The 24,638-nt window shown below is 72.2% G+C and carries 25 protein-coding genes; 19 read left to right on the plus strand and 6 right to left on the minus strand.

Annotated features, from left to right (window positions below; genetic code table 11):
- Positions 1-53: 53 nt before the first annotated feature.
- The 4 genes from aroC (at position 54) to aroA (ending at position 5,941) form a co-directional block, all read left to right on the plus strand.
- Positions 54-1,241 carry a chorismate synthase gene (gene aroC, locus ACFYYB_RS35790; RefSeq protein WP_389441401.1) on the plus strand — a complete coding sequence of 396 codons (1,188 nt, stop codon included), beginning with the start codon at positions 54-56 and terminating at the stop codon, positions 1,239-1,241.
- A complete protein-coding gene (gene aroB / locus ACFYYB_RS35795; protein ID WP_389441404.1) occupies positions 1,238-2,329 on the plus strand; it encodes a 3-dehydroquinate synthase in 1,092 nt (363 codons plus the stop codon). The genes aroC and aroB overlap by 4 nt, the downstream gene beginning before the upstream one ends.
- 205 nt (positions 2,330-2,534) lie before the next feature.
- Positions 2,535-4,661, plus strand: coding sequence for a transketolase (gene tkt / locus ACFYYB_RS35800; RefSeq protein WP_389441407.1), 2,127 nt, complete (start codon positions 2,535-2,537; stop codon positions 4,659-4,661).
- A 20-nt stretch (positions 4,662-4,681) separates the two neighbouring features.
- Positions 4,682-5,941, plus strand: a complete 1,260-nt coding sequence (gene aroA, locus ACFYYB_RS35805) for a 3-phosphoshikimate 1-carboxyvinyltransferase (protein ID WP_389441824.1) — start codon at positions 4,682-4,684, stop codon at positions 5,939-5,941.
- Positions 5,942-5,999: 58 nt separating this feature from the next.
- On the opposite strand, the gene ACFYYB_RS35810 is transcribed toward aroA, so the two are convergent.
- Together ACFYYB_RS35810 and ACFYYB_RS35815 are read right to left on the minus strand one after the other, a co-directional pair.
- On the minus strand, positions 6,000-6,572 hold the full coding sequence (locus ACFYYB_RS35810) for a dihydrofolate reductase family protein (protein ID WP_389441411.1): 573 nt from the start codon (positions 6,570-6,572) through the stop codon (positions 6,000-6,002).
- A gap of 95 nt (positions 6,573-6,667) precedes the next feature.
- Complete coding sequence (locus ACFYYB_RS35815; RefSeq protein ID WP_389441826.1) at positions 6,668-7,468, minus strand: helix-turn-helix domain-containing protein; 801 nt, start codon at positions 7,466-7,468, stop codon at positions 6,668-6,670.
- 222 nt (positions 7,469-7,690) lie between these two features.
- Here ACFYYB_RS35815 and ACFYYB_RS35820 point away from each other — a divergent pair, with 222 nt between their 5' ends.
- From ACFYYB_RS35820 to ACFYYB_RS35830, 3 genes are read left to right on the plus strand one after another with little or no spacing between them, the layout of a single operon-like run.
- Positions 7,691-8,359, plus strand: coding sequence for a DUF4097 family beta strand repeat-containing protein (locus tag ACFYYB_RS35820; protein WP_389441414.1), 669 nt, complete (start codon positions 7,691-7,693; stop codon positions 8,357-8,359).
- A gap of 27 nt (positions 8,360-8,386) precedes the next feature.
- A complete protein-coding gene (locus ACFYYB_RS35825) occupies positions 8,387-9,367 on the plus strand; it encodes an ATP-binding cassette domain-containing protein (protein ID WP_389441416.1) in 981 nt (326 codons plus the stop codon).
- On the plus strand, positions 9,364-10,149 hold the full coding sequence (locus ACFYYB_RS35830; RefSeq protein WP_389441420.1) for an ABC transporter permease: 786 nt from the start codon (positions 9,364-9,366) through the stop codon (positions 10,147-10,149). Before ACFYYB_RS35825 ends, ACFYYB_RS35830 begins: the two co-directional genes overlap by 4 nt.
- 118 nt (positions 10,150-10,267) lie before the next feature.
- On the opposite strand, the gene ACFYYB_RS35835 is transcribed toward ACFYYB_RS35830, so the two are convergent.
- Positions 10,268-11,101: an NAD(P)H-binding protein gene (locus tag ACFYYB_RS35835; protein WP_389441423.1), complete on the minus strand. Its 834-nt coding sequence runs from the start codon at positions 11,099-11,101 to the stop codon at positions 10,268-10,270.
- 256 nt (positions 11,102-11,357) lie between these two features.
- Between ACFYYB_RS35835 and ACFYYB_RS35840 the strand changes: the two genes are divergently transcribed.
- The 5 genes from ACFYYB_RS35840 to ACFYYB_RS35860 all read left to right on the plus strand — a co-directional run bounded on the left by ACFYYB_RS35840 (position 11,358) and on the right by ACFYYB_RS35860 (position 14,005).
- Positions 11,358-11,768: a VOC family protein gene (locus ACFYYB_RS35840; RefSeq protein ID WP_389441426.1), complete on the plus strand. Its 411-nt coding sequence runs from the start codon at positions 11,358-11,360 to the stop codon at positions 11,766-11,768.
- Positions 11,769-11,793: 25 nt separating this feature from the next.
- Positions 11,794-12,279 (plus strand): helix-turn-helix transcriptional regulator, encoded by a 486-nt coding sequence (locus ACFYYB_RS35845; RefSeq protein ID WP_389441430.1) that lies wholly within the window; start codon positions 11,794-11,796, stop codon positions 12,277-12,279.
- 79 nt (positions 12,280-12,358) lie between these two features.
- On the plus strand, positions 12,359-12,772 hold the full coding sequence (locus tag ACFYYB_RS35850) for a VOC family protein (protein ID WP_327309969.1): 414 nt from the start codon (positions 12,359-12,361) through the stop codon (positions 12,770-12,772).
- A gap of 125 nt (positions 12,773-12,897) precedes the next feature.
- The gene (locus ACFYYB_RS35855; RefSeq protein WP_389441434.1) at positions 12,898-13,332 is read left to right on the plus strand and encodes a YdeI/OmpD-associated family protein; all 435 of its coding nucleotides are present in this window, start codon (positions 12,898-12,900) and stop codon (positions 13,330-13,332) included.
- 31 nt (positions 13,333-13,363) lie between these two features.
- Entirely contained in the window at positions 13,364-14,005 is a 642-nt protein-coding gene (locus ACFYYB_RS35860; protein WP_389441828.1) for a DUF4097 family beta strand repeat-containing protein, read from the plus strand.
- Between the two features lie 84 nt (positions 14,006-14,089).
- On the opposite strand, the gene hisC is transcribed toward ACFYYB_RS35860, so the two are convergent.
- The 3 genes from hisC to gap form a co-directional block, all read right to left on the minus strand.
- Positions 14,090-15,181 (minus strand): histidinol-phosphate transaminase, encoded by a 1,092-nt coding sequence (hisC, locus tag ACFYYB_RS35865; protein ID WP_389441436.1) that lies wholly within the window; start codon positions 15,179-15,181, stop codon positions 14,090-14,092.
- 165 nt (positions 15,182-15,346) lie between these two features.
- Positions 15,347-16,261, minus strand: a complete 915-nt coding sequence (locus ACFYYB_RS35870; protein WP_389441438.1) for a pyridoxamine 5'-phosphate oxidase family protein — start codon at positions 16,259-16,261, stop codon at positions 15,347-15,349.
- Between the two features lie 80 nt (positions 16,262-16,341).
- On the minus strand, positions 16,342-17,349 hold the full coding sequence (gene gap / locus ACFYYB_RS35875; protein ID WP_389441440.1) for a type I glyceraldehyde-3-phosphate dehydrogenase: 1,008 nt from the start codon (positions 17,347-17,349) through the stop codon (positions 16,342-16,344).
- A 266-nt stretch (positions 17,350-17,615) separates the two neighbouring features.
- On the opposite strand from gap, the gene ACFYYB_RS35880 reads away from it, so the two are divergent.
- The 7 genes from ACFYYB_RS35880 (at position 17,616) to ACFYYB_RS35910 (ending at position 24,587) form a co-directional block, all read left to right on the plus strand.
- Positions 17,616-18,584: a helix-turn-helix domain-containing protein gene (locus ACFYYB_RS35880; protein WP_389441442.1), complete on the plus strand. Its 969-nt coding sequence runs from the start codon at positions 17,616-17,618 to the stop codon at positions 18,582-18,584.
- A gap of 136 nt (positions 18,585-18,720) precedes the next feature.
- On the plus strand, positions 18,721-19,545 hold the full coding sequence (locus tag ACFYYB_RS35885; protein ID WP_389441445.1) for a class I SAM-dependent methyltransferase: 825 nt from the start codon (positions 18,721-18,723) through the stop codon (positions 19,543-19,545).
- Positions 19,542-21,215: an AMP-binding protein gene (locus ACFYYB_RS35890; protein ID WP_389441447.1), complete on the plus strand. Its 1,674-nt coding sequence runs from the start codon at positions 19,542-19,544 to the stop codon at positions 21,213-21,215. Before ACFYYB_RS35885 ends, ACFYYB_RS35890 begins: the two co-directional genes overlap by 4 nt.
- Before the next feature lie 72 nt (positions 21,216-21,287).
- The gene (locus tag ACFYYB_RS35895; protein ID WP_389441450.1) at positions 21,288-21,956 is read left to right on the plus strand and encodes a TetR family transcriptional regulator; all 669 of its coding nucleotides are present in this window, start codon (positions 21,288-21,290) and stop codon (positions 21,954-21,956) included.
- 158 nt (positions 21,957-22,114) lie between these two features.
- Entirely contained in the window at positions 22,115-22,657 is a 543-nt protein-coding gene (locus ACFYYB_RS35900; RefSeq protein ID WP_389441453.1) for a CGNR zinc finger domain-containing protein, read from the plus strand.
- 501 nt (positions 22,658-23,158) lie between these two features.
- The gene (locus tag ACFYYB_RS35905) at positions 23,159-23,671 is read left to right on the plus strand and encodes a toxin-antitoxin system HicB family antitoxin (RefSeq protein ID WP_389441455.1); all 513 of its coding nucleotides are present in this window, start codon (positions 23,159-23,161) and stop codon (positions 23,669-23,671) included.
- Between the two features lie 70 nt (positions 23,672-23,741).
- Complete coding sequence (locus ACFYYB_RS35910) at positions 23,742-24,587, plus strand: DUF4097 domain-containing protein (RefSeq protein WP_389441458.1); 846 nt, start codon at positions 23,742-23,744, stop codon at positions 24,585-24,587.
- Positions 24,588-24,638: the final 51 nt, after the last annotated feature.

Raw genomic sequence — 24,638 nt, forward strand, 5'->3', positions numbered from 1 at the left:
GGTCCGACCGCCCACCACGCCGGCCCACCACGCCGCATGACAGAGGATCACCCTTGAGTACTTTGCGATGGCTCACCGCGGGCGAATCGCACGGCCCCGCCCTCACCGCAGTCCTCGAAGGCCTGCCCGCCGGCGTGGAGATCTCCACCAAGGCGGTCGCCGACTCCCTCGCCCGCCGCCGCCTCGGCCACGGCCGGGGTGCCCGGATGGCCTTCGAGCGGGACGAGGTGACCTTCCTCGGCGGCGTCCGCCACGGCCTCACCCAGGGCGGACCGGTGTCGATCCAGGTCGGCAACACCGAATGGCCCAAGTGGGAGACGGTGATGGCCGCCGACGGGGTGGACCCGGAGGTGCTGGCCGGCCGGGCGCGCAACGCCCCGCTCTCGCGCCCCCGCCCCGGCCACGCCGACCTCGCCGGGATGCAGAAGTACGGATTCGACGACGCCCGCCCGGTCCTGGAGCGGGCCAGCGCCCGCGAGACCGCAGCCCGGGTCGCCGTCGGGGAAGTCGCCCGGGCCTTCCTGCGGCAGGCGTACGGGATCACGATCGTCAGCCACGTCGTCTCGCTCGGCGCGGCCGCCGCACCCGAGGGCGTGGTGCCGGGGCCGGGCGACACCGAGCGCGTGGACGCCGACCCGGTGCGCTGCCTGGACCCGGAGGCCTCCGCCGCGATGGTCGCCGAGGTCGACCGGGCCCACGAGAACGGCGACACCCTCGGCGGGGTGGTCGAGGTGCTCGCGTACGGACTTCCGCCGGGCCTGGGCAGCTACGTCCACGGCGACCGGCGCGTCGACTCCCGGCTCGCGGCCGCCCTCATGGGCATCCAGGCCATCAAGGGCGTCGAGTTCGGCGACGGCTTCGGCCTCGCCAAGGTCCCCGGCTCCCTCGCGCACGACGAGATCGAGCGGGACGAGGAGGGGGCCGTCCGCCGCCGCACCGCCCGCTCCGGCGGGGTCGAGGGCGGGATGACCACCGGCGAACCGCTGCGGGTGCGCGCCGCCATGAAGCCCATCGCCACCGTGCCGCGGGCCCTGGCCACCATCGACGTCGCCACCGGCGAGCCGGCCGTCGCCCACCACCAGCGCTCCGACGTCTGCGCGGTGCCCGCCGCGGCCGTCGTGGCCGAGGCGATGACGGCGCTGGTCCTCGCGCACGCCGCGCTGGAGAAGTTCGGCGGGGACTCCCTCGCCGAGACCGCCCGCAACCACCGGGGCTACCTCGAGAACCTGGCCGTCCGGTGAGCGCCCCGACGCTGAACACGCCGGCGCTGGTGGGGAGCACCCGGATCCCGGTCGGGGGCGAGCGTCCCTACGAGGTCGTCGTCGGTCACGGGCTGACCGGTGAGACCGGGCGCGTACTGGGCTCCGAACCGCTGCGGGTGGCCGTCGTGCACTCCCGCACGCTGCGGGCGACCGCCCGGCGGATCGCGCGGGAACTCAACGACGAGGGACGCATCGTCGTCTCGCTGGAAGTGCCCGAGGGCGAAGCCGCCAAGGACATGACCGTCGTGACGGGCCTGTGGCGGGCCCTCGCCGACGCCGGGTTCACCCGCTCCGACGCCGTCGTGGCCGTCGGGGGCGGCGCCACCACCGACCTCGCCGGGTTCGCCGCCGCCGGGTGGCTGCGCGGCGTGCGGCTGGTGCTCGTCCCGACCACCCTGCTCGGCATGGTCGACGCCGCCATCGGCGGGAAGACCGCCGTGAACCTGCCCCAGGGCAAGAACCTGGTCGGCGCCTTCCACCCGCCCGCCGGGGTGCTGTGCGACCTGGACCTGCTGGACACCCTGCCGCCCGCCGAGTACGTCAGCGGCCTCGCCGAGGTGATCAAGGCCGGGTTCATCGCCGACCCGGAGATCCTGCGCCTGGTCGAGGAGGACCCCGCCGGGCCCGTCCACACCCGGGAGCTCGTGGAGCGCGCCGTCCGCGTCAAGGCGGAGGTCGTCACCGAGGACTTCCGGGAGACCGGCCGCCGCGAGCACCTCAACTACGGGCACACGCTGGGCCACGCCATCGAGCGGGTCGCCGGCTACCGGGTGCGGCACGGTCACGCGGTGGCCGCCGGCATGGTCTTCGCCGCCGAACTCGCCCGGCTCGACGGCCGGCTGTCCGCCGCCGACGCCGACCGCCACCGCACCCTCCTCGCCGCCGCCGGGCTGCCCCTCACCCACGCCGGGGCCTGGGCCCCGCTGCGCGACGCGATGGGCATCGACAAGAAGGCCCGGGGCAACCGCCTGCGGTTCGTCGTGCTCGACGGCATCGGCCGCCCCGCGCTGTTGACCGCCCCGGACGAGGACCTGCTCCGGGCCGCCTACGAGCGGATCTCCCGGTGAAGCGGGCCCCCGTCCGCTACGCGCGTGCCCGCGCCGTCCGTCGTGCCCGCGCGGTCCGCCACGGCGGATCGGTCCGACCGGCGGGGTGGGCCGGCGGGGGCGCAGCGACCGAACGCACCGCAGGCCCCGTACGCGCGGAAGCGGTGGGAGCCGCGGGACCCGCACGCACACCCGTATCCGAATCCCCCGAACAGGAAGGCCCGTCATGACCGTCGCCACCGCCCCCCAGGCGCCCGCCCTGTTCTGGGGGGACGCCGACCGCCGGGCCGTCGAGGTCGCCCGTGCGCTGACCGTGGACGCGGTCGAGGCGGCCGGGCACGGACACCCCGGCACCGCCATGAGCCTCGCGCCGGCCGCCTACCTGCTCTTCCAGCGGCTGCTGCGGCACGACCCCCGGGACCCGCGCTGGGCCGGCCGGGACCGGTTCGTACTCTCCTGCGGCCACGCCAGCCTGACCCTCTACACGCAGCTCTACCTGTCGGGCTACGGGCTCACCCTCGACGACCTCAAGGGCCTGCGCACCGAGGGCAGTCTGACCCCCGCGCACCCCGAGTACGGGCACACCCCGGGCGTGGAGACCACCACCGGGCCCCTCGGCCAGGGCCTCGCCAACGCGGTGGGCATGGCCATGGCGGCCCGGCGCGAGCGCGGCCTGTTCGACCCGGAGGCCGCGCCCGGCGCCTCCCCCTTCGACCACACCATCTGGGCCATCGCCTCCGAGGGAGACCTGGAGGAGGGCGTCGCGCACGAGGCCAGTTCGCTGGCCGGACACCAGCGGCTGGGCAACCTCGTCGTGCTCTACGACGAGAACCGCATCTCCATCGAGGACGACCGGCAGATCGCGCACTCCGAGGACACCCTCGCCCGCTACCGGGCGTACGGCTGGCACGTGCAGGAGGTCGACTGGACGGCGGGCGGGGAGTACACCGAGGATGTCGAGGCCCTGAACCGGGCGCTCGTCACCGCCCGGGAGACCACCGACCGGCCCTCCCTCGTATCGCTGCGCACGATCATCGGCTGGCCCGCGCCGAAGAAGCGCAACACCGGCGGCATCCACGGATCCGCCCTCGGCGCCGAGGAGGCCGCCGCCGCCAAGGCGGCGATGGGCCTCGACCCCTCGCTCTCCTTCCAGGTCCCCGACGAGGTCCTGGCCCACGCCCGCCGGGTCGCCGACCGCGGCGCCGAGGCCCACCGCCAGTGGGACAAGACCCTCGCCGACTGGCGCGCCCTCAACCCCGGGCGCGCCGAGCTCTTCGACCGGCTCTCCGAGCGCCGGCTGCCCGAGGGCTGGCAGGAGAGCCTGCCGGTGTTCGCCGGGGGCGGCCAGATGGCCACCCGCAAGGCGTCCGGGGAGGTGCTGAACGCGCTCGCCCCCGTCCTGCCCGAACTGTGGGGCGGCTCCGCCGACCTCGCCGAGTCCAACCTGACCACGATGAAGGGCGAACCCTCCTTCGTCCCCGAGGAGTTGGCGACGGAGGCGTACTCCGGCCACCGGTACGGGCGGACCCTGCACTTCGGCATCCGCGAGCACGCCATGGGCGCCATCCTCAACGGCATCGCCCTGCACGGCGGGACCCGCCCCTACGGCGGCACCTTCCTCGTCTTCTCCGACTACATGCGCCCCGCCGTCCGCCTCGCGGCCATGATGAAGCTGCCCGTCACCTACGTGTGGACCCACGACTCCATCGGGCTCGGCGAGGACGGTCCCACCCACCAGCCCGTCGAGCACCTCTGGTCGCTGCGCGCCATCCCCGGCCTGGACGTGGTCCGGCCCGCCGACGCCAACGAGACCGTCGTCGCCTGGCGCACCATCCTGGAGAACGACGACCGCCCGGCGGGCCTGTGCCTGTCCCGGCAGAACCTGCCCGTGCTGGAGCGCACCGAGGAGAGCGGGCTGTCCCCCGCCGCGGGCGCGGCGCGCGGCGGGTACGTCCTGGCCGAGGCCGAGGGCGGGCGCCCCGAGGCCATCCTCATCGCCACCGGCAGCGAGGTGCCCATCGCGCTCGACGCGCGCCGCATCCTGCAGGACGGGGGCCTCGCCACCCGTGTGGTGTCCATGCCTTGCCTGGAGTGGTTCCAGGCGCAGGAGGAGGCCTACCGCGAGGAGGTGCTCCCCACGGATGTGGCCGCCCGGGTATCCGTCGAGGCCGGGTCCAGCCTCGGCTGGTACGCCCTGGTCGGCGCGGCCGGCACCTCGCTGGGCATCGACTCCTTCGGGGCCTCCGCCCCGTACCAGTCCCTGTACGAACTCCACGGCCTGACCGCGCCGAAGGTGGCCGCGGCCGCCCGCGCGAGCTTCGAGCGTGCCCAGCGCAGAGGCTCCGTACGATGAGCGGCGTGACAACTCCCGTACTGGAGGCCCGGATACCCGGGTCCAAGAGCATCACCAACCGGGCGCTGCTCCTCGCGGCCGCCGCCCCCGGCAGCAGCCGCCTCGGCGCGCCCCTGGTCAGCGACGACACCCTCGCCTTCCGGGCCGCGCTGACGGACCTGGGCACCGGGGTCCGCGACATCGGCGACAGCGGCTACGGGTACGGGGACGGCTCCGGCTACGGCGACGGCTCCGGCGAGGTCTGGGAGGTCACCGGACGCGGCACCGGACCGGCCGGCCCCGGCCGGGTCTGGTGCGCCGACGCCGGCACCGCGGCACGCTTCCTGCCGCCCTTCGCGGCCACCGGGCGCGGGGAGATCGCCTTCGACGGCTCCGACCAGTTGCGGGCGCGCCCGCTCGGGCCGCTGCTGGAGGCGCTCACCGGGCTCGGGGCGAGGGTGCGCGGTGCGGGCCTGCCCTTCACCCTGACCGCGCGGGGGCTGGCCGGCGGCCGCATCGAGCTGGATTCCGGGCTCAGCAGCCAGTACCTCTCCGGGCTGCTGATGGCCGCTCCGCTGATGGGCGGGCCGCTCACGGTGGACGTGCCGCGGCTGGTCAGCCGTCCGTACGTGGACATGACCCTGGCCCTGATGCGGCGGTTCGGTGCCCGGGTCGAGGAGGAGGGCAGCGCGATCACGGTCCACCCGGGCGGCTACCGGCCCACCGACCTCGACATCGAGCCGGACGCCTCGACCGCCTCGTACTTCTTCGCGGCGGCGGCCGTCACCGGCCGCACCGTACGGGTCCGGGCCCTGGGCTCGGGCAGCCTGCAGGGCGACACCGGGTTCGTGGAGGTGCTGCGGCAGGCCGGCGCCCGGGTCACCAGGGGCGCGGACTGGACCGAGGTCACGGGCACCGGCGCGCTGCGCGGCGGATTCACCGTCGACATGGGCGACATCTCGGACACCTTCATGACGATGGCCGCGATCGCCCCGCTCGCGGACGCCCCGGTCACCATCACGGGCATCGCGCACGCCCGGCTGAAGGAGTCCGACCGGATCGCCGCGGTCGCGGAGAACCTCCGCGCACTGGGCATCGAGGTGGAGGAGGGACCGGACCGCATCACCGTGCACCCGGGCACCCCCGCCCCGGCGACGATCGACTGCCGCCGCGACCACCGCATCGCGATGTCCTTCTCGGTACTGGGCCTGCGCGCCGCCGGGATCACCCTCGACGACCCGGCCTGCGTGGCCAAGACCTTCCCCGGGTTCCACGAGGAGCTGCGGCGGCTGTTCGGCTGAGACGCACGGAGCGGCGCCCCCCGTGGGGGCGCCGCTCCTGTGCCGTCTGCCGTACGGGTCAGCGGACGACGTCGAAGACGTTCAGCTGCAGGCCGTTGGCGTACGCCGCGTGCTCGACGAGCTTCAGCTTCTGCGCGTCCTTGTCGGTGGCGCTGAAGAGCCGCTTGCCCGCACCGAGCAGCAGCGGGAAGACGAGCAGGTGGTAACGGTCGATCAGGCCGGCGTCGGAGAGCGCCCGGTTCAGCGCGGCGCTGCCGTGCACGATGATCGGGCCGCCCTCGGTCTCCTTCAGCGCGGCGACCTCGTCGAGGGTGCGCAGGATCGTGGTGTCGCCCCAGTCCGACACCAGGTCGTCCTCGGTGAGGGTGGTGGAGACGACGTACTTGGGCATCACCTTGTAGTCGGCGAAGTCCTCCATGGCGGGCCACACGGGGCTGAAGGCCTCGTAGCTGGTCCGGCCCAGCAGCATCGCGGAGGCTTCCTTCTGCTCCCGGCCCTTGATCTCGAACGCCTCGGGCAGGAACTCGACGTCCTTGAAGGTCCAGCCGGAGTTCCGGTACCCGGGCTCGCCGCCGGGGGCCTCCACGACGCCGTCGAGGGAGACGAAGGCGGAGCTGATCAGGGTGCGCATCTGGGGTTCCTCGGAATCTCGTGGCTGGCTCTCGGCGGTCCGTCCGGCGCGCCCCGCGACCACGTGCGTGGCTGTCGCGGCGTGCCTTTCATGATCTAAGACCGTGGCTCCCCGGGAAACTCATCGGTCCCGGCGACCTTTCTTTCGGATCCTTCGGCTCTTTCGGCGGAGGGGTCCGAGGGCGCCTCCGGCTTCGTGTGGAGGATCTCGCGGGCCTGTTCCGCGGCGCGGGCGATGCTCTCGGAGACGAAGTCGAGGAAGCGGGCGATGTTCTCCATGCGGGTGCCGGCCGGGGTGCCGGCGCCGAGGACGGTGACGCCCTGCCGTGCCGTCTCGACGATCTGGGCGGTGGAGCGCGCGCTGGCCATCATCGACTGGTACCAGATGTCGTCGTCGACGACGTAGCGCTCGCGGCGGCCTTCCTCGCGTTCCCGTCGGATGAGGCCCTGTCCCTCCAGGAACGTTATCGACTTCGACACCGAGGCCGGGCTGACCTGGAGGCGCTGGACGAGTTCCGACGCGGTGAGGCTGCCCGTGTCGGTGAGGGTGAGGCAGGCCATCACCCGGGCCGTCATGGTGGGCATGCCCGAAGCCATCATGACGGTGGTGAACACCTCCTCGTAGGCGCGTACGGCCTCGGCGTCCCGCCCGTAGGCCTGCGGGGCGGCCTGCGGTCCACGGGGCGCGGTCTGCTTGCGCCGGTGCGCGCGGGCTTCGGTGGCGCGGTGGGCCAGATCGGCGCGGTAGGCGCTGGGGCCGCCGTTGCGCATGACCTCGCGCGTGATGGTCGAGGTCGGTCGGTCCAGTTGTCTGGCGATCTCCGCGTAGGCGAGGCCGTCGGCCACTCCCAGCGCGATCTGCCGGCGTTCCTGCTGGGTGAGCCTGCCTCCCGGCATCGCGGTCTCCTTCGTGCGTCGTCGTGCCTCCAGTATAGCGTTCACTTCCATCTCATTGCAACGCATTGAGTGGCTGTCGTTGCATTTGGCTTCAGTTCTTCGCAACGATTACGTGGCTCTGACCTGCAAGCATTGTGATTCATCGCAACGAACTTCTTGCTGGGACTTGGAAAGCAACGTAGCTTTTCCTTCATCGGAAACAACGAGTCGCAGGAGAGAATCATGCAGAAGTTCGCCACCACCGCCCCGATCTCCGCCGTTCTGGACGTTCCCGCGGGCAGCATCCGGTTCATCGCCGCGGACCGTGCGGACACCGTGGTCGAGGTCCGGCCCGCGGATGCTTCGAAGGGCCGTGATGTGAAGGCGGCCGAGCGGACGCTGGTCGAGTTCGCCGACGGGGTCCTGCGGATCGCGGCACCGGTCGAGAGGCAGTTTCTGGGTGCGTCCGGTTCGGTTGAGGTGACCGTCCAGCTGCCTGCCGGCTCCCGCGTTGAGGCGAAGGCTGCCGGGGCCGAGCTGCGGGGTGTGGGACGTCTTGGTGAGGTGGTCTTCGAGGCGGCGCAGGGTTCGGTCAAGCTCGATGAGGCGGCGAGTGCCCGTCTGACGCTCGCGGCCGGTGACGTCTCGGTCGGCCGCCTGGGCGGCTCTGCCCGGATCAGCACGCAGAAGGGCGATCTGAGCATCGTCGAGGCCGTGGGCGGGACGGTCGAACTGCACACCGAGTACGGAGACATCTCGGTCGGCGCAGGCCGCGGGGTCAGCGCCACCCTCGACGCCGGCACTGCCCTCGGCCGGATCCACAACGCCCTGCGCAACACCGACGGCGCTGCCGCGGCCCTCGACATCCACGCGACCACCGCCTACGGCGACATCGCCGCCCGCAGCCTCTGACATCCCGTCACAGAAGGAGTACCGCTCATGACGACCTCGGCCATCACGGCGAACGGTCTGCGCAAGTCCTACGGCGACAAGACCGTCCTCGACGGCATCGACCTGGCCGTCCCCGAAGGAACGGTCTTCGCCCTCCTCGGCCCGAACGGTGCGGGCAAGACCACCGCCGTCAAGATCCTCTCCACCCTCGTCTCCCCGGATCCCGCCTCCGGCGAGATCCGGGTCGGCGGCCACGACCTGGCCGCCGACCCGCGGGCGGCCCGCGCCGCGATCGGTGTGACGGGGCAGTTCTCCGCGGTCGACGGGTTGATCACGGGTGAGGAGAACATGCTGCTCATGGCGGACCTGCACCATCTGCCGAAGGCGGAGGGGCGGCGGGTCGCCGCCGAGCTCCTGGAGCGGTTCGACCTGACGGAGGCGGCCAAGAAGCCGGCTTCGACGTACTCGGGTGGGATGAAGCGCCGCTTGGACATCGCGATGACGCTGGTGGGTGATCCGCGGATCATCTTCCTCGACGAGCCGACCACCGGGCTCGACCCGCGTTCCCGCCACACCATGTGGCAGATCATCCGCGAGCTGGTCACGGGTGGTGTCACCGTCTTCCTCACCACCCAGTACCTGGAGGAGGCGGACGAGCTCGCGGACCGCATCGCGGTGCTGAACGACGGCCGGATCGCCGCCGAAGGCACGGCGGAAGAGCTGAAGCGGATGATCCCGGGCGGCCATGTGCGTCTGCGGTTCTCGGACCCGCACGCCTACCGGTCCGCGTCCGCCGTGCTCGGTGAGGTCGCTTTGGATGACGAGGCGCTGGCGCTGCAGATTCCCAGCGACGGCAGTCAGCGCGCGCTGCGCTCGATCCTCGACCGGCTGGACTCGGCCGGCGTGGAGGCGGACGAGCTGACCGTGCACACCCCGGATCTCGATGACGTGTTCTTCGCCCTGACCGGCACCGACCCCCGCCCCGCCCAGTCCGCCGTCCCCGCCCAGTCCAAGGAGAACGTCCGATGAGTTCCCTGTCCCTCGCCGTCCGCGACTCGTCGACGATGCTGCGCCGCAACCTCCTGCACGCCCGCCGCTACCCGTCCCTGACCCTGAACCTGCTGCTCACGCCGATCATGCTCCTGCTGCTGTTCGTCTACATCTTCGGAGATGTGATGAGCGCCGGCATCGGTGGCGGCAGCCGCGCCGACTACATCGCCTACCTCGTCCCCGGCCTGCTCCTGATGACCATCGGCTCGACCACGATCGGCACGGCGGTGTCCGTCTCCACCGACATGAGCGAGGGGATCATGGCCCGGTTCCGGACGATGGCGATCCATCGCGGGTCAGTGCTCATCGGGCACGTCATCGGCAGTGTGCTGCAGTCGATCGCGAGCGTGGTCCTGGTCGGAGCCGTGGGTGTGGCCATCGGCTTCCGTTCTACGGACGCGACGGCCCTGGAGTGGCTGGCGGCCTTCGGGCTCCTGGTCCTGTTCGCCCTGGCGCTCACCTGGATCGCCGTCGGCATGGGGCTGATCAGTCCGAACGCCGAGGCGGCCAGCAACAACGCGATGCCGATGATCCTGCTGCCGCTCCTCTCCAGCGCGTTCGTTCCGGTCGAGGGGATGCCGGGCTGGTTCCGGCCGATCGCCGAGTACCAGCCCTTCACTCCGGCCATCGAAACCCTGCGCGGCCTGCTCCTGGGCACCGAGATCGGCAACAACGGGTGGCTCGCCGTCGCCTGGTGCCTGGGCCTCGCCGTGCTCGGCTACTTCTGGTCGGCCGCGAAGTTCACCAGTGACCCGAAGTAGCGGCCGAGGCAGCACAGGCCCCCTCCCGCACCCCGCTCCGCCCCGAGGCGGCGCACCCCGACCACACGTCGGAGTGCGCCGCCTCGTTCGTACGCGCCCGGGGCGCCGTCGGCGCGGTTCAGAAGGCGGCCGCGTGGTCGAGGACCCATGTGCGGTAGCTGCGCGCCGGGCGGCCGGTGACCTTCTCGATGTCGGTGGTGGTCGGCGCGATCCGGCCGACCGCCTCCGACCAGACCTTGAGGATCCCGTCGAGGACCGGGCCCGGGACGTGGGCGCTCATCGCCTGCCGCACGGTCTCCGCGGGCAGCTCGGCGTACGCGATCGGCCGGCCGATCGCCTCGCCGATGATCCGGGCCTGGTCGGCGTGGGTCAGCGACTCGGGTCCGGTCAGCTCGTAGACGCGGCCCCCGTGCCCGTCCCCGGTCAGGGCCGCGACGGCTACGGCGGCGATGTCGGCCTCGTGCACCGGTGCGGAGGCCGCCCCGGCGTAGGCACCGCGCACCACGTCGCCGGACTTGGTCTGCCCGGCCCACATCAGGGTGTTGGCGGCGAACGCGTCCGGGCGCAGGAAGGTCCACTCCAGGCCGGAGGCGCGCAGGGCCTGCTCGACCTCCGCGTGATAGGCGGCGATCGGCCCGTCCTGGACCTCGGCGTCGTCGTCGACCGCGCCGGAGGACAGCAGCACCACCTTGCGCACCCCGGTCCGCTCGGCGGCGGTGACGAAGCCGGGCCCGCTGCCCGGCGCCGCGAACAGGAACACCGTGTCCACCCCGGACAGCGCCGCCTCCAGCGTCGCGGCGTCGGACAGGTCGCCCGCGACGACCTCGGCCTCGGCCGGCCACACCGAGCGCCGCGGATCGCGGGTCAGCGCCCGGACGCCGTGGCCGTCCTCGATCAGCAGGTCCAGCACCTGGCGGCCGACGTTCCCGGTGGCTCCGGTGACGAGGATCATGAGCGTCTCCCTTGGGTTTCGTGGTGCGGCCGCGGTGGCCCGTTCGGGGGGCCCGGTGCGGGGCCGGGTGCGGGGCCCGTTCGGGGCCTGTTCGGGGTGGCAAGACAGACTCTAGGAGCCCTTGAGGACAGCTTCTGTCCTCAACCGGCCGTGATCGTAGGGGAGTTCTCGCGCGCCTGCCCGCGAACGCCCGGGATGTCCGGACCGATCAGGAATCGAGAAGCGCGGTTCGGGGAGCCGTCCTAGCCTGCTCACCATGGACATCACCATTCACACGACGTCGCTTCCGCACGACGACCCGGACGCGTCGCTCGCCTTCTACCGCGACGTCCTCGGCTTCGAGGTCCGCAGCGATGCCGGGCAGGGCAGGATGCGCTGGATCACGGTCGGCCCGCCCGGTCAGCCGGGCACGTCGATCCTGCTGGCGCCGCCGGCCTCCGATCCCGGCATCACCGAGGACGAGCGCCGCACCATCACCGAGATGATGGCCAAGGGCACCTACGGCTGGATCCTGCTGGCCACCCCGGACCTCGACGCCACCTTCGAGAAGGCGCAGGCCGGAGACACCGAGGTCGTCCAAGAGCCGACCGAGCAGCCGTACGGAGTCCGCGACTGCGCGTTCCGCGACCCCGCGGGCAACCTGGTCCGCATCCAGGAACTGCGCTGAGCCGACGAAGGGCAGGGGGTTCTCCATGTGCAAGCCCGAATGGCGGCGTGCACGCGTCCAGGCGCAGCGCCTGGACGATCTCGCGCGGCTGCGCCGCGTCCGGGACCGGATCGACAGGGAGTACGCGCAGCCGCTGAACGTGGAAGCGCTCGCCCACGACGTGAACATGTCCGCCGGGCACCTGAGCCGGCAGTTCCGGGCCGCGTACGGGGAGTCGCCGTACGCGTACCTGATGACGCGTCGCATCGAGCGGGCGACGGCGCTGCTGCGGCGGGGGGACCTCAGCGTCACCGAGGTCTGCTTCGCGGTCGGCTGCGCCTCGCTGGGAACGTTCACCACCCGCTTCACCGAGCTGGTGGGCATGCCCCCGGGGGCCTTCCGGCGCCAGGCGGCGGCCGACGACGCGGGGCCGGCGATCACGGTGGAGGGGATGCCGGCGTGCGTGGCGAAGCAGGTCTCCAGACCGGTCAGGAATCGAGAAGCCACGGCCGCACCTCAGGCCCTAGCGTGATGGTCACAGCAACCGCAGCAGCCGCAGCAGTCGTAACCAGCGCATCCAGCGCATCCGTTCACAGTGCGAGGAGCAGGACATGAAGGCGCACGTCAGCTCGATCCTTCTTGGTGTCCGGGACATGGACCGGGCCAAGCAGTTCTACACCGAGGGACTCGGCTGGAAGATCCAGAGCGACTTCGGCATCTCGGTGTTCTTCGAGTCGGACGGCGCCTCGCCGGTCGGCTTCTACAGCCGCGAAGGCCTGGCCCAGCAGGTGGGCACGGACCAGGAGGGCAGCGGCTTCAGCGGGCTGGTCCTGACGTACGTGGTCCGCAGCGAGACGCGGGTCGACGAGATCATGGCGGAGGCCTCGAAGGCCGGCGCCACGGTCCTCAAGCCGGCCGGCGCCCTGCCGTGGGGCGGGTACGGCGGCACCTTCGCCGACCCGGACGGCTACGTCTGGAGCCTCGGCTACAGCGACCAGGGCACCGACCAGCCCTACGCGGAGTAGCCGCGACCTGTGTCCGACAGCCGTCCGGGACGGCGGGGAATCGTTCCCCCGCCGTCCCGGACGGCTGTGGCCCGGGTGCGGGAACCAGCAGGACGAAGAGACGAAGAGACGAAGAGGAGAAGGTCTTGAAGTTCCAGTCCGTCGTCGAGCCGCCCGAGCCCATGCGGGGCCTCGAAGTTCCGTCCGAGGTGGTGGCGGCGCTCGCCGGGGGCGCGCGGCCGCCGGTGACGATCACGATCAACGGGCATTCCTGGCAGAGCCGGGTCGCCCTCCTGCGCGGCCGCCACTTGATCGGCCTCAGCCATGCCAACCGGGATGCCGCGGGTGTCGAGATCGGCGAGGAGGTCGAGGTGGAGCTGGAGCTCGACACCGAGCCGCGCGTCGTCGTCGAGCCCGATGACTTCGCCCGGGCTCTGGACGAGGACCCGGCCGCCCGCGCCGCGTACGACAACCTGACGTACAGCCGCAAGCGCGAGCACGTGCGCGCCATCGAGAGCGCGAAGAAGCCCGAGACGCGCCTGGGGCGCATCGAGAAGGCCATCGCCACCCTGCGCGGCTGACACCCCGCGGAAGTTCGCCACCACCGCCCCGATCTCCGCCGTTCTGGACGTTCCCGCGGGCAGCATCCGGTTCATCGCCGCGGACCGTGCGGACACCGTGGTCGAGGTCCGGCCCGCGGATGCTTCGAAGGGCCGTGATGTGAAGGCGGCCGAGCGGACGCTGGTCGAGTTCGCCGACGGGGTCCTGCGGATCGCGGCACCGGTCGAGAGGCAGTTTCTGGGTGCGTCCGGTTCGGTTGAGGTGACCGTGCAGCTGCCTGCCGGCTCCCGCGTTGAGGCGAAGGCTGCCGGGGCCGAGCTGCGGGGTGTGGGACGTCTTGGTGAGGTGGTTTTCGAGGCGGCGCAGGGTTCGGTCAAGCTCGATGAGGCGGCGAGTGCCCGTCTGACGCTCGCGGCCGGTGATGTTTCGGTCGGCCGTCTGGGTGGCTCCGCCCGGATCAGTACGCAGAAGGGCGATCTGAGCATCGTCGAGGCCGTGGGCGGCACGGTCGAACTGCACACCGAGTACGGAGACATCTCGGTCGGCGCAGGCCGCGGGGTCAGCGCCACTCTCGATGCCGGCACTGCCCTCGGCCGGATCCACAACGCCCTTCGCAACACCGAGGGCGCTGCCGCGGCCCTCGACATCCACGCGACCACCGCCTACGGCGACATCGCCGCCCGCAGCCTCTGACCATCGCCTACCTGCGGGTGGTCCCAACGCCGCACGCCCGAAAGCCTCGGTGGCTGAGGCGACCGGGGCCTGTGCGGGGCGGGGTTAGCGGTTCCAGTGGGAGGCGGTTTTCAGGAGGCGGTCGTTTGCCGTTGGGGTGCCGATCGTGATGCGGACGCCCTCTTCGGCGAAGGGGCGGACCATGAGGCCGGCCGCCTCGCAGGCGTCCGCGAAGTAGGACGTGCGGGAGCCCAGGCGCAGCCAGACGAAGTTGGCGTGGCTTTCGGGGACCTCGTAGCCCTCCGCGCGGAGGGCGGCGCTGACGCGGTCGCGTTCCGCGACCAGGTCGGTCACGCGTTCGCGGAGTTCCTCGGTGGCGCGCAGCGAGGCCAGGGCGGCGGCCTGGGCGGGGCCGCTCACGCCGAGGGGGACGGAGCAGGCGCGCAGGGCGGCCGTGACCCGGGGGTGGGCCACCGCGTAGCCGACGCGGAGCGCGGCCAGACCGTAGGCCTTGGAGAAGGTGCGCAGGACGGCCACGTTGGGGCGGTCGCGGTAGAGGTCGATGCCGTCCGGGATGTCCTCGGCGGCGTCGACGAACTCGCGGTAGGCCTCGTCGATGACGATGAGGATGTGCGGGGGTACGCGGTCCAGGAAGCGTTCCAGTTCGGCGCGGCGCACGGCGGTGCCGGTCGGGTTGTTCGGGTTGCAGACGAAGATCAGGCGGGTGCGGTCGGTGACCGCGTCGGCCAGGGCGTCCAGGTCGTGGGTCTCGTCGCGCAGCGGGACCTGGACGGAGGTGGCCCCGGCGGCCCACGCCAGCAGCGGGTACGCCTCGAACGAGCGCCAGGCGAAGACGACCTCGTCGCCCGGGCCCGCGGCGGCGGCGACCAGGTGCTGGGTGATGCCGACCGAGCCGGTGCCCAGCACCAGGTGGTCGGCGGGTACGGCGAGGCGGTCGGAGAGTTCCGCGATGAGCTCGGCCGCGGTGGGGTCGGGGTAGCGGTTGAGGCGGCCCAGCCAGGTCTCGACCGCGGCGATCACCGAGGGGAGCGGCGGGTACGGGTTCTCGTTCGAGGAGAGCTTGTCGACGAACTCGTCGCGTGCCGCGCGGCCCGGCACGTACGCGGGGAGCGTCGAGACGTCGGCCCGGAGCCTGGGGGAGGGCGTGGGGGTCGGGTGCGGATCGGCATCGGGCATGGCGCAATCCTTCGATGGGGAGGCCGTGGACGGGGAGGTTGCCGGGCCGCGAGGGTGCCGGGCGGGAGTACAGCACCGTCCGGCCGCGCCGACGGGGGAGGGCGGCACGGCCGGACGGTGACCAGGGGAGACCGGGCGAGGGGGACGGCGCGGGGCTGAGGGGGATCAGGCCCGCGCCGCTGCCGGCGGGTTGTAGGGCGAGGGACCGCCGAACGCCCAGCGCAGCCGGGTCGCCCCGTCGATCTGCACCACGCGCTCGATGTCGAACTCGCACATCCGCAGGGCTCCGGGCACGTCCGCCCGGTCCCCCTCGGCCCAGTTGATCCGCGCCTTGCCCGTCAGTTGCAGGGTGTGGCCGGACTCCCAGTCCAGGAAGAGCAGTCCGCAGTTCTCGTTGAGCTGCAGATTGCCCAGGGTCATGTAGAAGGAATTGCCGAAGTAGTCGGGCCATACGAGCCTGCGCGGTCCCGCCACGGTGACGAAACCGGGATCGCCGCCCCGGTGCGAGGAGTCCGCGCCGTAGCCGTCGGCCTGGCTGGCGATGAAGAAGGTGTCCGCGCCGCGGATCCACTTCTCCTGTTCGGGCGTCAGCTCGTCGCCGTCCCGGGTCTCCCGGGGCGCCGAGGCCGGCCCGTCCGCGACCGGGACCCGTACCTGGAGGTACTTGGGGCAGTTGCCCAGCACCTGCTCGGTGCGGATCTGCAGGGAATCCCCCTCGCGCCGCGCCACGCCGTTGATCCGGATCCGGGTCGTGGTGTGCGGTTCGAGGGCGAGCAGCCCGATGTCGGCCGTCTCCGCGAAGGCTTCGGCGAGCGGATCGCCCGGCACGGGCAGGGAGGACAGAGTGATCGTGCGCCGGCTCGTGGGCAGGGCGAAGCCGGGGTCGCCCGTGACCAGCGAGGACCACATGGCGCCCGTGGCGTCGGCGCCGCCCAGGAAGAGCATGCGCTGGCGCATCAGGTACTGGTCGAACCCGGGCTGGATCACGTCGTCGAACATCGGCGAGCCCCAGCCGGGACCGCCTTCGCCGGCCTGCTTCTGGACGGCCTGTTCACCCTCGTGATGGGGGGTCTTGATCACGGGAATCGGGAACCTCCGGTCGGGACGGGCGCCTCGGCCGACGGGTCGCCGTCGGCGGGCGCCCGTCTACGGGGCGCCGGTCAGCGGGCGCCGATCAGCAGGGCGGTGTCCACGACACGGTTGGAGAAGCCCCACTCGTTGTCGTACCAGCCGACGATCTTGACCTGGCGGCCGTCGCCGATCACCTTGGTCAGGCCCGAGTCGAAGATGCACGACGCGGGGTCGGTGACGATGTCGCTGGAGACGATCGGCTCGTCGGTGTAGGTGAGGATGCCCGCGAGCGGGCCCTCGGCGGCCTTCGCGAAGATCTCGTTGACCTCCTCGACCGTCGTCGCGCGGCCGACGCGGACGGTGAGGTCGGTGGCCGAGCCCGTCGGGATCGGCACGCGCAGCGCGTAGCCGTCGAGCTTGCCCTTGAGCTGGGGGAGGACCAGGCCGATCGCCTTGGCGGCGCCGGTGGTGGTCGGCACGGTGTTCGTCGCCGCCGAGCGGGCGCGGCGCAGATCGCTGTGCGGACCGTCCTGGAGGTTCTGGTCCGCGGTGTAGGCGTGGACCGTGGTCATCAGGCCGTGCTCGATGCCGAGCGCGTCGTCGATGACCTTGGCCAGCGGGGCCAGGCAGTTGGTCGTGCACGAGGCGTTGGAGACGATGTCGTGCACGGCCGGGTCGTAGAGGTCGTCGTTGATGCCGAAGGCGATCGTCAGGTCCTCGTTCTTCGAGGGCGCGCTGATGATGACCTTGCGGGCACCGGCCTCCAGGTGGGCGCGGGCCTTGTGCGCGTCGGTGAAGACGCCGGTGGACTCGATGACCACGTCCACCTCCAGCTCGCCCCACGGGAGCTTGGCGGGGTCGCGCTCGGCGGTCACGCGGATGGTGCGCCCGTCGATGACGAGGTTGCCCTCGACCGCGCGGACTTCGTGGCCGAGCTTGCCGAGGGTGCTGTCGTACTTGAGCAGGTGGGCCAGCGTCTTGGCGTCGGTGAGGTCGTTGACGGCGACCACCTCCAGGCCGGTGCCCCGCTGAAGGGCGGCGCGGAAGAAACTGCGGCCGATGCGGCCGAATCCGTTGATGCCGACCTTGATCGTCACGTGATACCCCTCGTTCGGAAACTACATCCATGACCGCACGTGAAGCCGCGTTGTCCGGCCAGTCCTCATCCTTGACTGTACCGGCCGACCTGTCTTCTGGCTTGCGTAAATGCGCCTGTTCATGGCCTGTTCACGCCTGAACGTCGAAGTGTAGCTCCGCGCATTGGAACATCTGATGCTACTCGAGTACGTGCATGCAGGTATGTTTTTATGGGCCTGCCTGTCACGATGACACGACGCTTCCCGGAGCGAGGAGAACGATGGACATGCTGCCCCTTCGCGGGCCGAGCACATCCGTGCCGGACCGCAGTCCACCGCTCGCCGCGCTCACCGCACCCCCCGCGCCCGCCGCGGGTACGGCGGCGCGGGTCATCCGGGCACACGGCGAGTCCGTGTACGGGACCACGGTCCGGCGCGAGTTCGGAGACGTCACCATCTCCCTCGTCACCGGGGAGGCCCACGAGGCCGTCCGCCCCGGCCGCCACATCCGCCCGGACCCCTCCGAGTCCCTGCGGGTGTTCCGGGCGCTGGCCGGCGAGATCCACGTCCACCAGGACGGCCGCCGGGGCCAGGCGAGCGGCCCGCAGATCATCTGCTGCGACACCAGCCGGCCGTACCGCCTCCTGCTGCCCCGGCCCTTCCACCTGGTCGAGGTCCAACTGCCGCACCGGCACCTCGGCATGTCGGCCGCCGACACCGCGAAGCTCACCGCCACCGGCTGGTGCGGGCGGATGGGCGCGGGCGCCCTGCTCTCCCAGCTGCTCGCCGGCCTCCACGACCACGGCACCGAGATCCATTCCGCCGTGGACCGGGTCGGCGCCACCGTGGCGGGCCTGACCGCGGCCGTCCTCGCCGACCGGCTGCGCCACGTCGCCGCCGAGGACGAGGTGGCCCGGCACGACCTGATGCTGGGCATCCAGGGGTTCATCCGCGCACGGCTCTCCGACCCCGACCTCACCCCGCAGGCGGTCGCCGAGCACCACAACATCTCGCTGCGCTACCTCCAGCGGATCTTCCAGGAGCACGGGACCAGCCCCGCCCGGTGGATCCGGGACGAACGCCTCGCCCGCTGCCGGTCCGAGCTGCGCGACCCGCGGCTCGAGCACCTGCCCGTCGGGGTGATCGGCGAACGGTCCGGCCTCTACCAGGCCTCGCACTTCAGCCGGCTCTTCCGCGACCGGTACGGGCTCACCCCGCGCGGCTACCGGACCATGCGCGAGGCCGTGCCCACGTAGTACCGACACCGGCCGGTAGCGCGCACCGACGAGCACCGCGCACCGACCGGTGGCGCGCACCGACCGGTGGCGCGCACCGACGAGCACCGAGTCCCGCCGAGCACCGACGACCGACGAGCACTGACATCCGAGGAGGATGACGGATTTGACCGGCACGAGCTTCGAATTCCCCGGTGAGTACTACGAGATCATGCGGAAGGACTTCCGCAACCTCGACGCCGAGACGGAGTTCCTCGCGTCCCTGCTCCCCGAGGCGGGCACCGTACTCGACCTGGGCTGCGGCACCGGCTCCAACCTGCGCGCCCTGCGCGAGCGCGGCCACCGCGGGACCGGCGTCGACCAGAGCGCCGCGTTCCTGGAGTACGCCCGCGCCGCCGGCGACGAGGGCATCTCCTACGTGGAGGCCCGCGCCGAGGAGCACCGCACCGACGAGCGCTACGACCTCGTGTACAGCCTCTTCATGACGCTGAACTACCTGGAGCGGGCACAGCTCCCGGCCGTCCTGCGCTCCGTCCGCGAGCTGCTGAACCCCGGCGGGCAGGTCGTCCTGGAGTTCGGCCACCTGCTGAACTTCGTCGACTCCTTCCAGCCCAACAGCGTCGGCCACCACCGCCGCGACGGGGTCCTCATCACCCGCCTCGCCCGCCAGTTCATCAACGCGCACGCCGCGAACTGGCGCAACGAGGAGACCCTGCTGGTCCGCACCGCGGACGGCACGGTCGCCATGTACGACAACTTCTTCGACCAGGCCGTCCTGACCGGGCCCGAGGTGCGCGAACTGCTGGCCGCGGCGGGACTGACCATCACGGCCGAGTACGGCGGTTTCCGCAAGGAGCCCGCGCCCTTCCACGGCCGGGGCCCGCTCGTCATCGTGGCCACCGCGACCCCCGTCGACACCGCGTCGCACACCGGGTCCGACACCGCGTCGGACACCGCTCAGCAAGAGGAGAACCAGGCATGACCGGCACCGGCATATCCCTGCTCGACGGCGGGCCCGCCCCCGAAACCGGCGTCGCGCACCTCGGCGCCGCCCTCGTCCGCGCCGTCGGTGAGAGCGAGGCCGACGGACGCGGGGTGACCTACATCCGTGCCGACGGCACCGAGGTCCACCAGAGCTACGGCGAGCTGCTCGACGACGCCTCGCGCGTCCTGGCCGGTCTGCGTGCCGCCGGAGCCGTCGCGGGCGAGAAGATCATCCTGCAGTCGGCCGACGACGCCGACCTCCTCGCCGGCTTCTGGGGCTGTGTCCTCGGCGGCTTCCTGCCGCTGCCCGTCAGCGCCGACGCGGTCAACGGCCCCGGCCTGCTGGAGCGCGTCTGGGCCGGGTACGGCCGCCCCCGCGTCCTGACCGGAACCGGCCAGGAGATCGCGCCCGCCGTCACCGCCGACTCCGCCTGGACCACGGCCCACCTGGGCGACGTGGCGAGCCTGCGCACCGCCCACGAGCCGGACCTCGCCTGGCACGAGCCGGACGGCGCGGACCCGGCCGTGCTGCTGCTCACCTCCGGCAGCACCGGCGTGCCCAAGGCCGTCAGCCTGACCCACCGCAACATCCTCACGCGCAGCGCGGCCACCTCCCGCGTGAACAAGCTCGACGCGGACACGCGCACCTTCAACTGGATGCCGCTGGACCACATCGGCGGGCTGATCATGTTCCACGCGCGCGACGTCTTCCTCGGCGCGGCCCAGGTCCACGCCAAGATCCAGTGGGTCCTGGAGGACCCGCTGCGCTGGCTCGACGCCGTCTCCGCCCACCGGGCCGACACCACCTGGGCGCCCAACTTCGCCTTCGTGCTCGTCAACGACCAGGCCGACCGCTTCGAGGGCCGCGGCTGGGACCTGAGCCCGCTGCGCTACATCATGAACGGCGGCGAGGCCGTCCGCTCCGGCGTCGTCCGCCGCTTCCTGGACCTGCTGGCCCCCTACGGTCTGCCCGCCACCGCGATGTTCCCCGGCTGGGGCATGTCCGAGACCACCGCCGGCGTGGCCGACTGCCAGTTCACCGAGGCCGCCGCCGGCGACGACCGCTACGTGCCCGTCGGCCGCCCGCAGCCCGGTACCCGCATCCGGGTCGTCGACGAGCACGGCGCCCTCGTGCCGTGGGGCGTCACCGGCCGGCTCCAGGTCACCGGTTCGACCATCACCTCCGGGTACTACGACAACCCCGTGCAGAACCGGCAGTCCTTCACGGACGACGGCTGGTTCAAGACCGGCGACCTGGCGTACGTGGAGAACGGGATCCTCACCGTCACGGGCCGCACCGACGACGTCATCCAGCTCGGGGAGATCGCCTACCACGGTCACGAGATCGAGGCCGCCGTGGAGGAACTCGACTTCATCGAGCCCTCGTACACCGTCGCCTCGCTCGTCACCGCCGAGCCCGGCGGCGCCGAGGAGCTCGCGGTCTTCTTCAGCCCGCGCGCCGGCGCCCTCACGGGGGAGCAGGGCGAACGGATCCGCGAGCGGGTCCGCGAACGGCTGGGCGTCGACGTACCGCACCTGCTGCCCGTCGACCGGTCCGAGATCCCGAAGACCGGCATCGGCAAGCTCCGCCGTGCCCAGCTCCGCAAGAGCTTCGAGGACGGCCTGGCCTCCGTTCCGGCCTCCGTCCCGGCCGGCAGCGCGGCCTGACCGTACGGATGGTGCTGCCGGGGCGGGCAGCACCATCCGTACGTCTCCATCCCCTACGCACGAGGAGCGCCCATGGCGCAGCAGGAGCGAGCCGAGCGAACACGACGGGCTCTGATCGACGGCGCCGCCAAGGCCATTGACCTCTACGGCTACGAAGGGGCCTCGCTCGCGGTGATCTGCACCGCCGCGGGAGTGACCAAGGGCGCCTTGATGTACCACTTCCCCGCCAAGGACGACCTGGTCAGAGCGGTGCGTACCGAAGCCCGGCAAACAATCGTCGGCGCGCTGGGCGCCGTGCCGCACCGCGGGATGCGGCCCTTGCAGGCGGCCGTCGACATGACGCACGCCGTCGCGGGGCGGCTCGGGCACGACCCCGTCGTACGGGCGGGCGCGCGGCTGACCCGGGAGTTCGTGCACTACCCCGACGGCAGCGTTTCCTGGACCGATGCCGTCCGCGAGGAGCTGGCCGACGCGCTGACCGGCGCGGTCGATCCCTGGGAGACGGCCGCGCAACTCGTGCACTCCCTGGTCGGGATGGACGTGTGCCTGCGCGCGGAGGAGCGCCGCCCGGGCCGTTCCTGCGGGCCCTTGCGCGGGCACCTGACCCGGCTGTGGCAGCTGATCCTGCCGGGGATCCTCGCGGCGCCGCAGGCCGTGGAGCTGTACCGGGCGGAGGGCTCCTCGCCGTACTGCGCCTTCGCGGCCGCGCCCGAGCCCGTGTACACCGGGGCGCGGGCATGAGCGGGGACCGTGGGGCCTCGATGGGGGCCTCCGTGGGGGCCTCCGTGGGAGGCTCGGCGGGGGCCTCGGTCGGGGTGGCGAGGGCCGGGGGTGGTGGCGTGGGTGGTGGTGTGGGTGGTGCCGGGGGTGGGATGGGGGGTGGGGTCGATCCGCGTCCGTTGACCGGGGAGCCGCTCAGTCTGGACCTCCTCAACACCCACTGGCACGACCGGTACGGCCGCTACGACCTGCTGGACTCCACCTCCGGGCTCGCGTGCTGGCTGGCCGGGTCCCGAGTGGCCGCGGCGTACGCCGGAGGCGAGCTGCGTGCCGACCGGACCACCCTGAGCGCCGCCCGGGCCGCCCGCTCCGCGCTGGCCGGTGTGGCCGGGCGCGCCGATGCGGGGCCGGGGGCGCTCGACGCCTTCAACCGGCTGCTCGACGCGGGCCGGATCCGCCGGCTGCTCACGGCCGCCGGGCCCGTGGAGCGGCTGGAGGCGCCCGACTCGGGGCGTCTGCTCGGGTACCTCGTGGCGGCGGACTACCTCCGGTTGCTCAGCACCGCGGGGGACCGGATGCGGAGTTGTGCCAACCCGACGTGTGGGCTGCGGTTCCACGACGTCAGTCGTAACGGCACCCGGCGGTGGTGCACTAGCACGGGGTGCGGGAACCGTGCGAAGGCGGCTCGCCACTATGCGCGGCGGACGGCGTCGGCGTCCTGAGGGTGCGGCGGTGATTCCGGGGGCCGGCCCCGGGCCCCCGCTCCTCAAACGCCGGAGGGGCTGGGGGTGGCCCGGGTGCGGCCCGCTGCGGGTGGGGTCGGTGCCGGGGGCGGGGTGGGGTGTTGGCCTGGACTGCATGATTTAGGCGCCCTGTCCCCTGCCTTGACAGGGGGCAGCGTGCTCTCGCGCCACAAATCACGTTTTACGTCCAGGCCAACACCCCACCCCGCCCCCGTCCCCGACCGTGGCGCCCATGTCCCGACCCCGGCCGGGGGATCTTCAGCCCCGGCCGGGTTTTTCTTTTGGCTGGGGTTCGTCTCTCAGGGCGCCCGCGCCATCGGGGGCGAGTTCTGAGTCGGGGTGGTGTCGGGGTGATGTCGTTGTGGCGCTTGGTGGTGTCAGTGCTGTGAGCAGGTGTTTTGTTTGTTGTGGGGTTGAGGTGTGGGGGAGTGGTGCCACATTGGCTCGACATGGCGCCATTGCTGTGCCATGCTGTGCGACATGGACCTCACGCCCTACGTCACCACCCTCCGTCAAGAGCTCGCCGTGGCCGCCGAGGCCGGCGGCGACGAAGCCCGCAAGCTGGCCGAGCGGCTTACCGCTCCGCTGGAGTCCGCGACCCGGCTGACGCTGCTCAATGTGCTCTCCGCAGCGATGGACGAGATCACCCGTGAACTCGCCCCCGGCTCGGTCGACGTACGGCTGCGGGGGCTCGACCCCGAGTTCGTGGTGACGGTGCCCGCCGGCGAGAGTCATGCCCCCGCGCAGCCCACCAGTGAACCGCTCGCGCCGCAGGCACCCGCCGACGGCGACGAGGGCGGCACCGCACGCGTCAACCTGCGCCTGCCGGCCCACCTCAAGGCCCGCGCCGAGGAGGCCGCGAGCCGCGAGGGGCTGTCGGTCAACGCCTGGCTGGTGCGCGCCGTGTCGGCCGCGGTCGACGGTGGCGCGAGGCCCCGTACGGCCGAGAAGTCCCAGAGCGTGGGACAGAGCTTCACCGGCTGGGTCCGCTAGCCGCATCAGTTCGCCCCCACCACGTCCCACCAGCGGGGACGCCCGGAAGACCCAAGAGGACGGGACAGCCATGCCTTCTTTCGACACCTCCGAAGCGATCTCGGTCACCGCACACGTGGAGGCCGGCTCCATCCAGTTCACCGCGGGCGACCGCCTCGACACCGTCGTAGCGGTGCAGCCCCGGGACCCGAAGCGCGACAAGGACGTACGGACCGCCGAGCAGACCGAGGTCACGTTCGCGGGCGGCGTGCTGACCGTCAGGACGCCCAAGTCCAACCCGTTCGGCAAGCCCGGCATCGTCGACGTGACGGTCGAACTGCCCACCGGTTCGCACGTCGACACGACCGGCGCCTGGACCCAGGTGGTCGGCGAGGGCCGGCTCGGCGAGGTCCGGGTGAAGACCTCGTCCGGCGACGTGCGCCTCGACACGACCGGCCCGCTCAAGCTGACCGCGTCGCACGGATCGATCACCGTGGACCGCGCCGAGGGCGCGACCGAGATCACCACCAGCTCCGGCAGCCTGCGCCTCGGCTTCGTCGACGGCTCCGCCGTCCTGAAGAACTCGCACGGCACCACGACCGTCGGCGCAGCCATCGGCGAGCTGCGGGTGAGCGGTGCCAACGGTGACATCGAGATCCGGCGGGCCGAGGACTCGGTCACCGCCAAGACCGCCCACGGCACCCTGCGGGTGGGTGAAGTCGCCCGCGGCACCGTGGAGCTGGAGACCTCCTACGGGGCCATCGAGGTCGGTGTCCGCGAGGGTACGGCCGCCTGGCTCGATGTCAGTTCGGGCTCCGGCCAGGTCCGCAACACGCTCACCGCGTCCGGGAGCCCGGAGGGGAGCACGGACACGGTCAAGGTCCGCGCCCGGACGAAGTACGGCAACATCGACATTCGTCGCGCGATCGCCGGCTGACCCTTTCGTAGTCGCGCGCGCTCTCCCCCCAACACTTCAGCCTTCGAATGG

This window comes from Streptomyces sp. NPDC002886, assembly GCF_042888445.1.
Lineage (GTDB): Bacteria > Actinomycetota > Actinomycetes > Streptomycetales > Streptomycetaceae > Streptomyces.

Bases quoted from the DNA above. Each gene is read 5' to 3' on its own strand.
- tkt (WP_389441407.1), top strand. From the start codon at position 2,535: ATGACCGTCGCCACCGCCCCCCAGGCGCCCGCCCTGTTCTGGGGGGAC.
- ACFYYB_RS35810 (WP_389441411.1), bottom strand. From the start codon at position 6,572: ATGCGCACCCTGATCAGCTCCGCCTTCGTCTCCCTCGACGGCGTCGTG.
- ACFYYB_RS35815 (WP_389441826.1), bottom strand. From the start codon at position 7,468: ATGCCGGGAGGCAGGCTCACCCAGCAGGAACGCCGGCAGATCGCGCTG.
- ACFYYB_RS35820 (WP_389441414.1), top strand. From the start codon at position 7,691: ATGCAGAAGTTCGCCACCACCGCCCCGATCTCCGCCGTTCTGGACGTT.
- ACFYYB_RS35825 (WP_389441416.1), top strand. From the start codon at position 8,387: ATGACGACCTCGGCCATCACGGCGAACGGTCTGCGCAAGTCCTACGGC.
- ACFYYB_RS35830 (WP_389441420.1), top strand. From the start codon at position 9,364: ATGAGTTCCCTGTCCCTCGCCGTCCGCGACTCGTCGACGATGCTGCGC.
- ACFYYB_RS35835 (WP_389441423.1), bottom strand. From the start codon at position 11,101: ATGATCCTCGTCACCGGAGCCACCGGGAACGTCGGCCGCCAGGTGCTG.
- ACFYYB_RS35840 (WP_389441426.1), top strand. From the start codon at position 11,358: ATGGACATCACCATTCACACGACGTCGCTTCCGCACGACGACCCGGAC.
- ACFYYB_RS35845 (WP_389441430.1), top strand. From the start codon at position 11,794: ATGTGCAAGCCCGAATGGCGGCGTGCACGCGTCCAGGCGCAGCGCCTG.
- ACFYYB_RS35850 (WP_327309969.1), top strand. From the start codon at position 12,359: ATGAAGGCGCACGTCAGCTCGATCCTTCTTGGTGTCCGGGACATGGAC.
- hisC (WP_389441436.1), bottom strand. From the start codon at position 15,181: ATGCCCGATGCCGATCCGCACCCGACCCCCACGCCCTCCCCCAGGCTC.
- ACFYYB_RS35880 (WP_389441442.1), top strand. From the start codon at position 17,616: ATGCTGCCCCTTCGCGGGCCGAGCACATCCGTGCCGGACCGCAGTCCA.
- ACFYYB_RS35885 (WP_389441445.1), top strand. From the start codon at position 18,721: ATGACGGATTTGACCGGCACGAGCTTCGAATTCCCCGGTGAGTACTAC.
- ACFYYB_RS35890 (WP_389441447.1), top strand. From the start codon at position 19,542: ATGACCGGCACCGGCATATCCCTGCTCGACGGCGGGCCCGCCCCCGAA.
- ACFYYB_RS35895 (WP_389441450.1), top strand. From the start codon at position 21,288: ATGGCGCAGCAGGAGCGAGCCGAGCGAACACGACGGGCTCTGATCGAC.
- ACFYYB_RS35905 (WP_389441455.1), top strand. From the start codon at position 23,159: ATGGACCTCACGCCCTACGTCACCACCCTCCGTCAAGAGCTCGCCGTG.
- ACFYYB_RS35910 (WP_389441458.1), top strand. From the start codon at position 23,742: ATGCCTTCTTTCGACACCTCCGAAGCGATCTCGGTCACCGCACACGTG.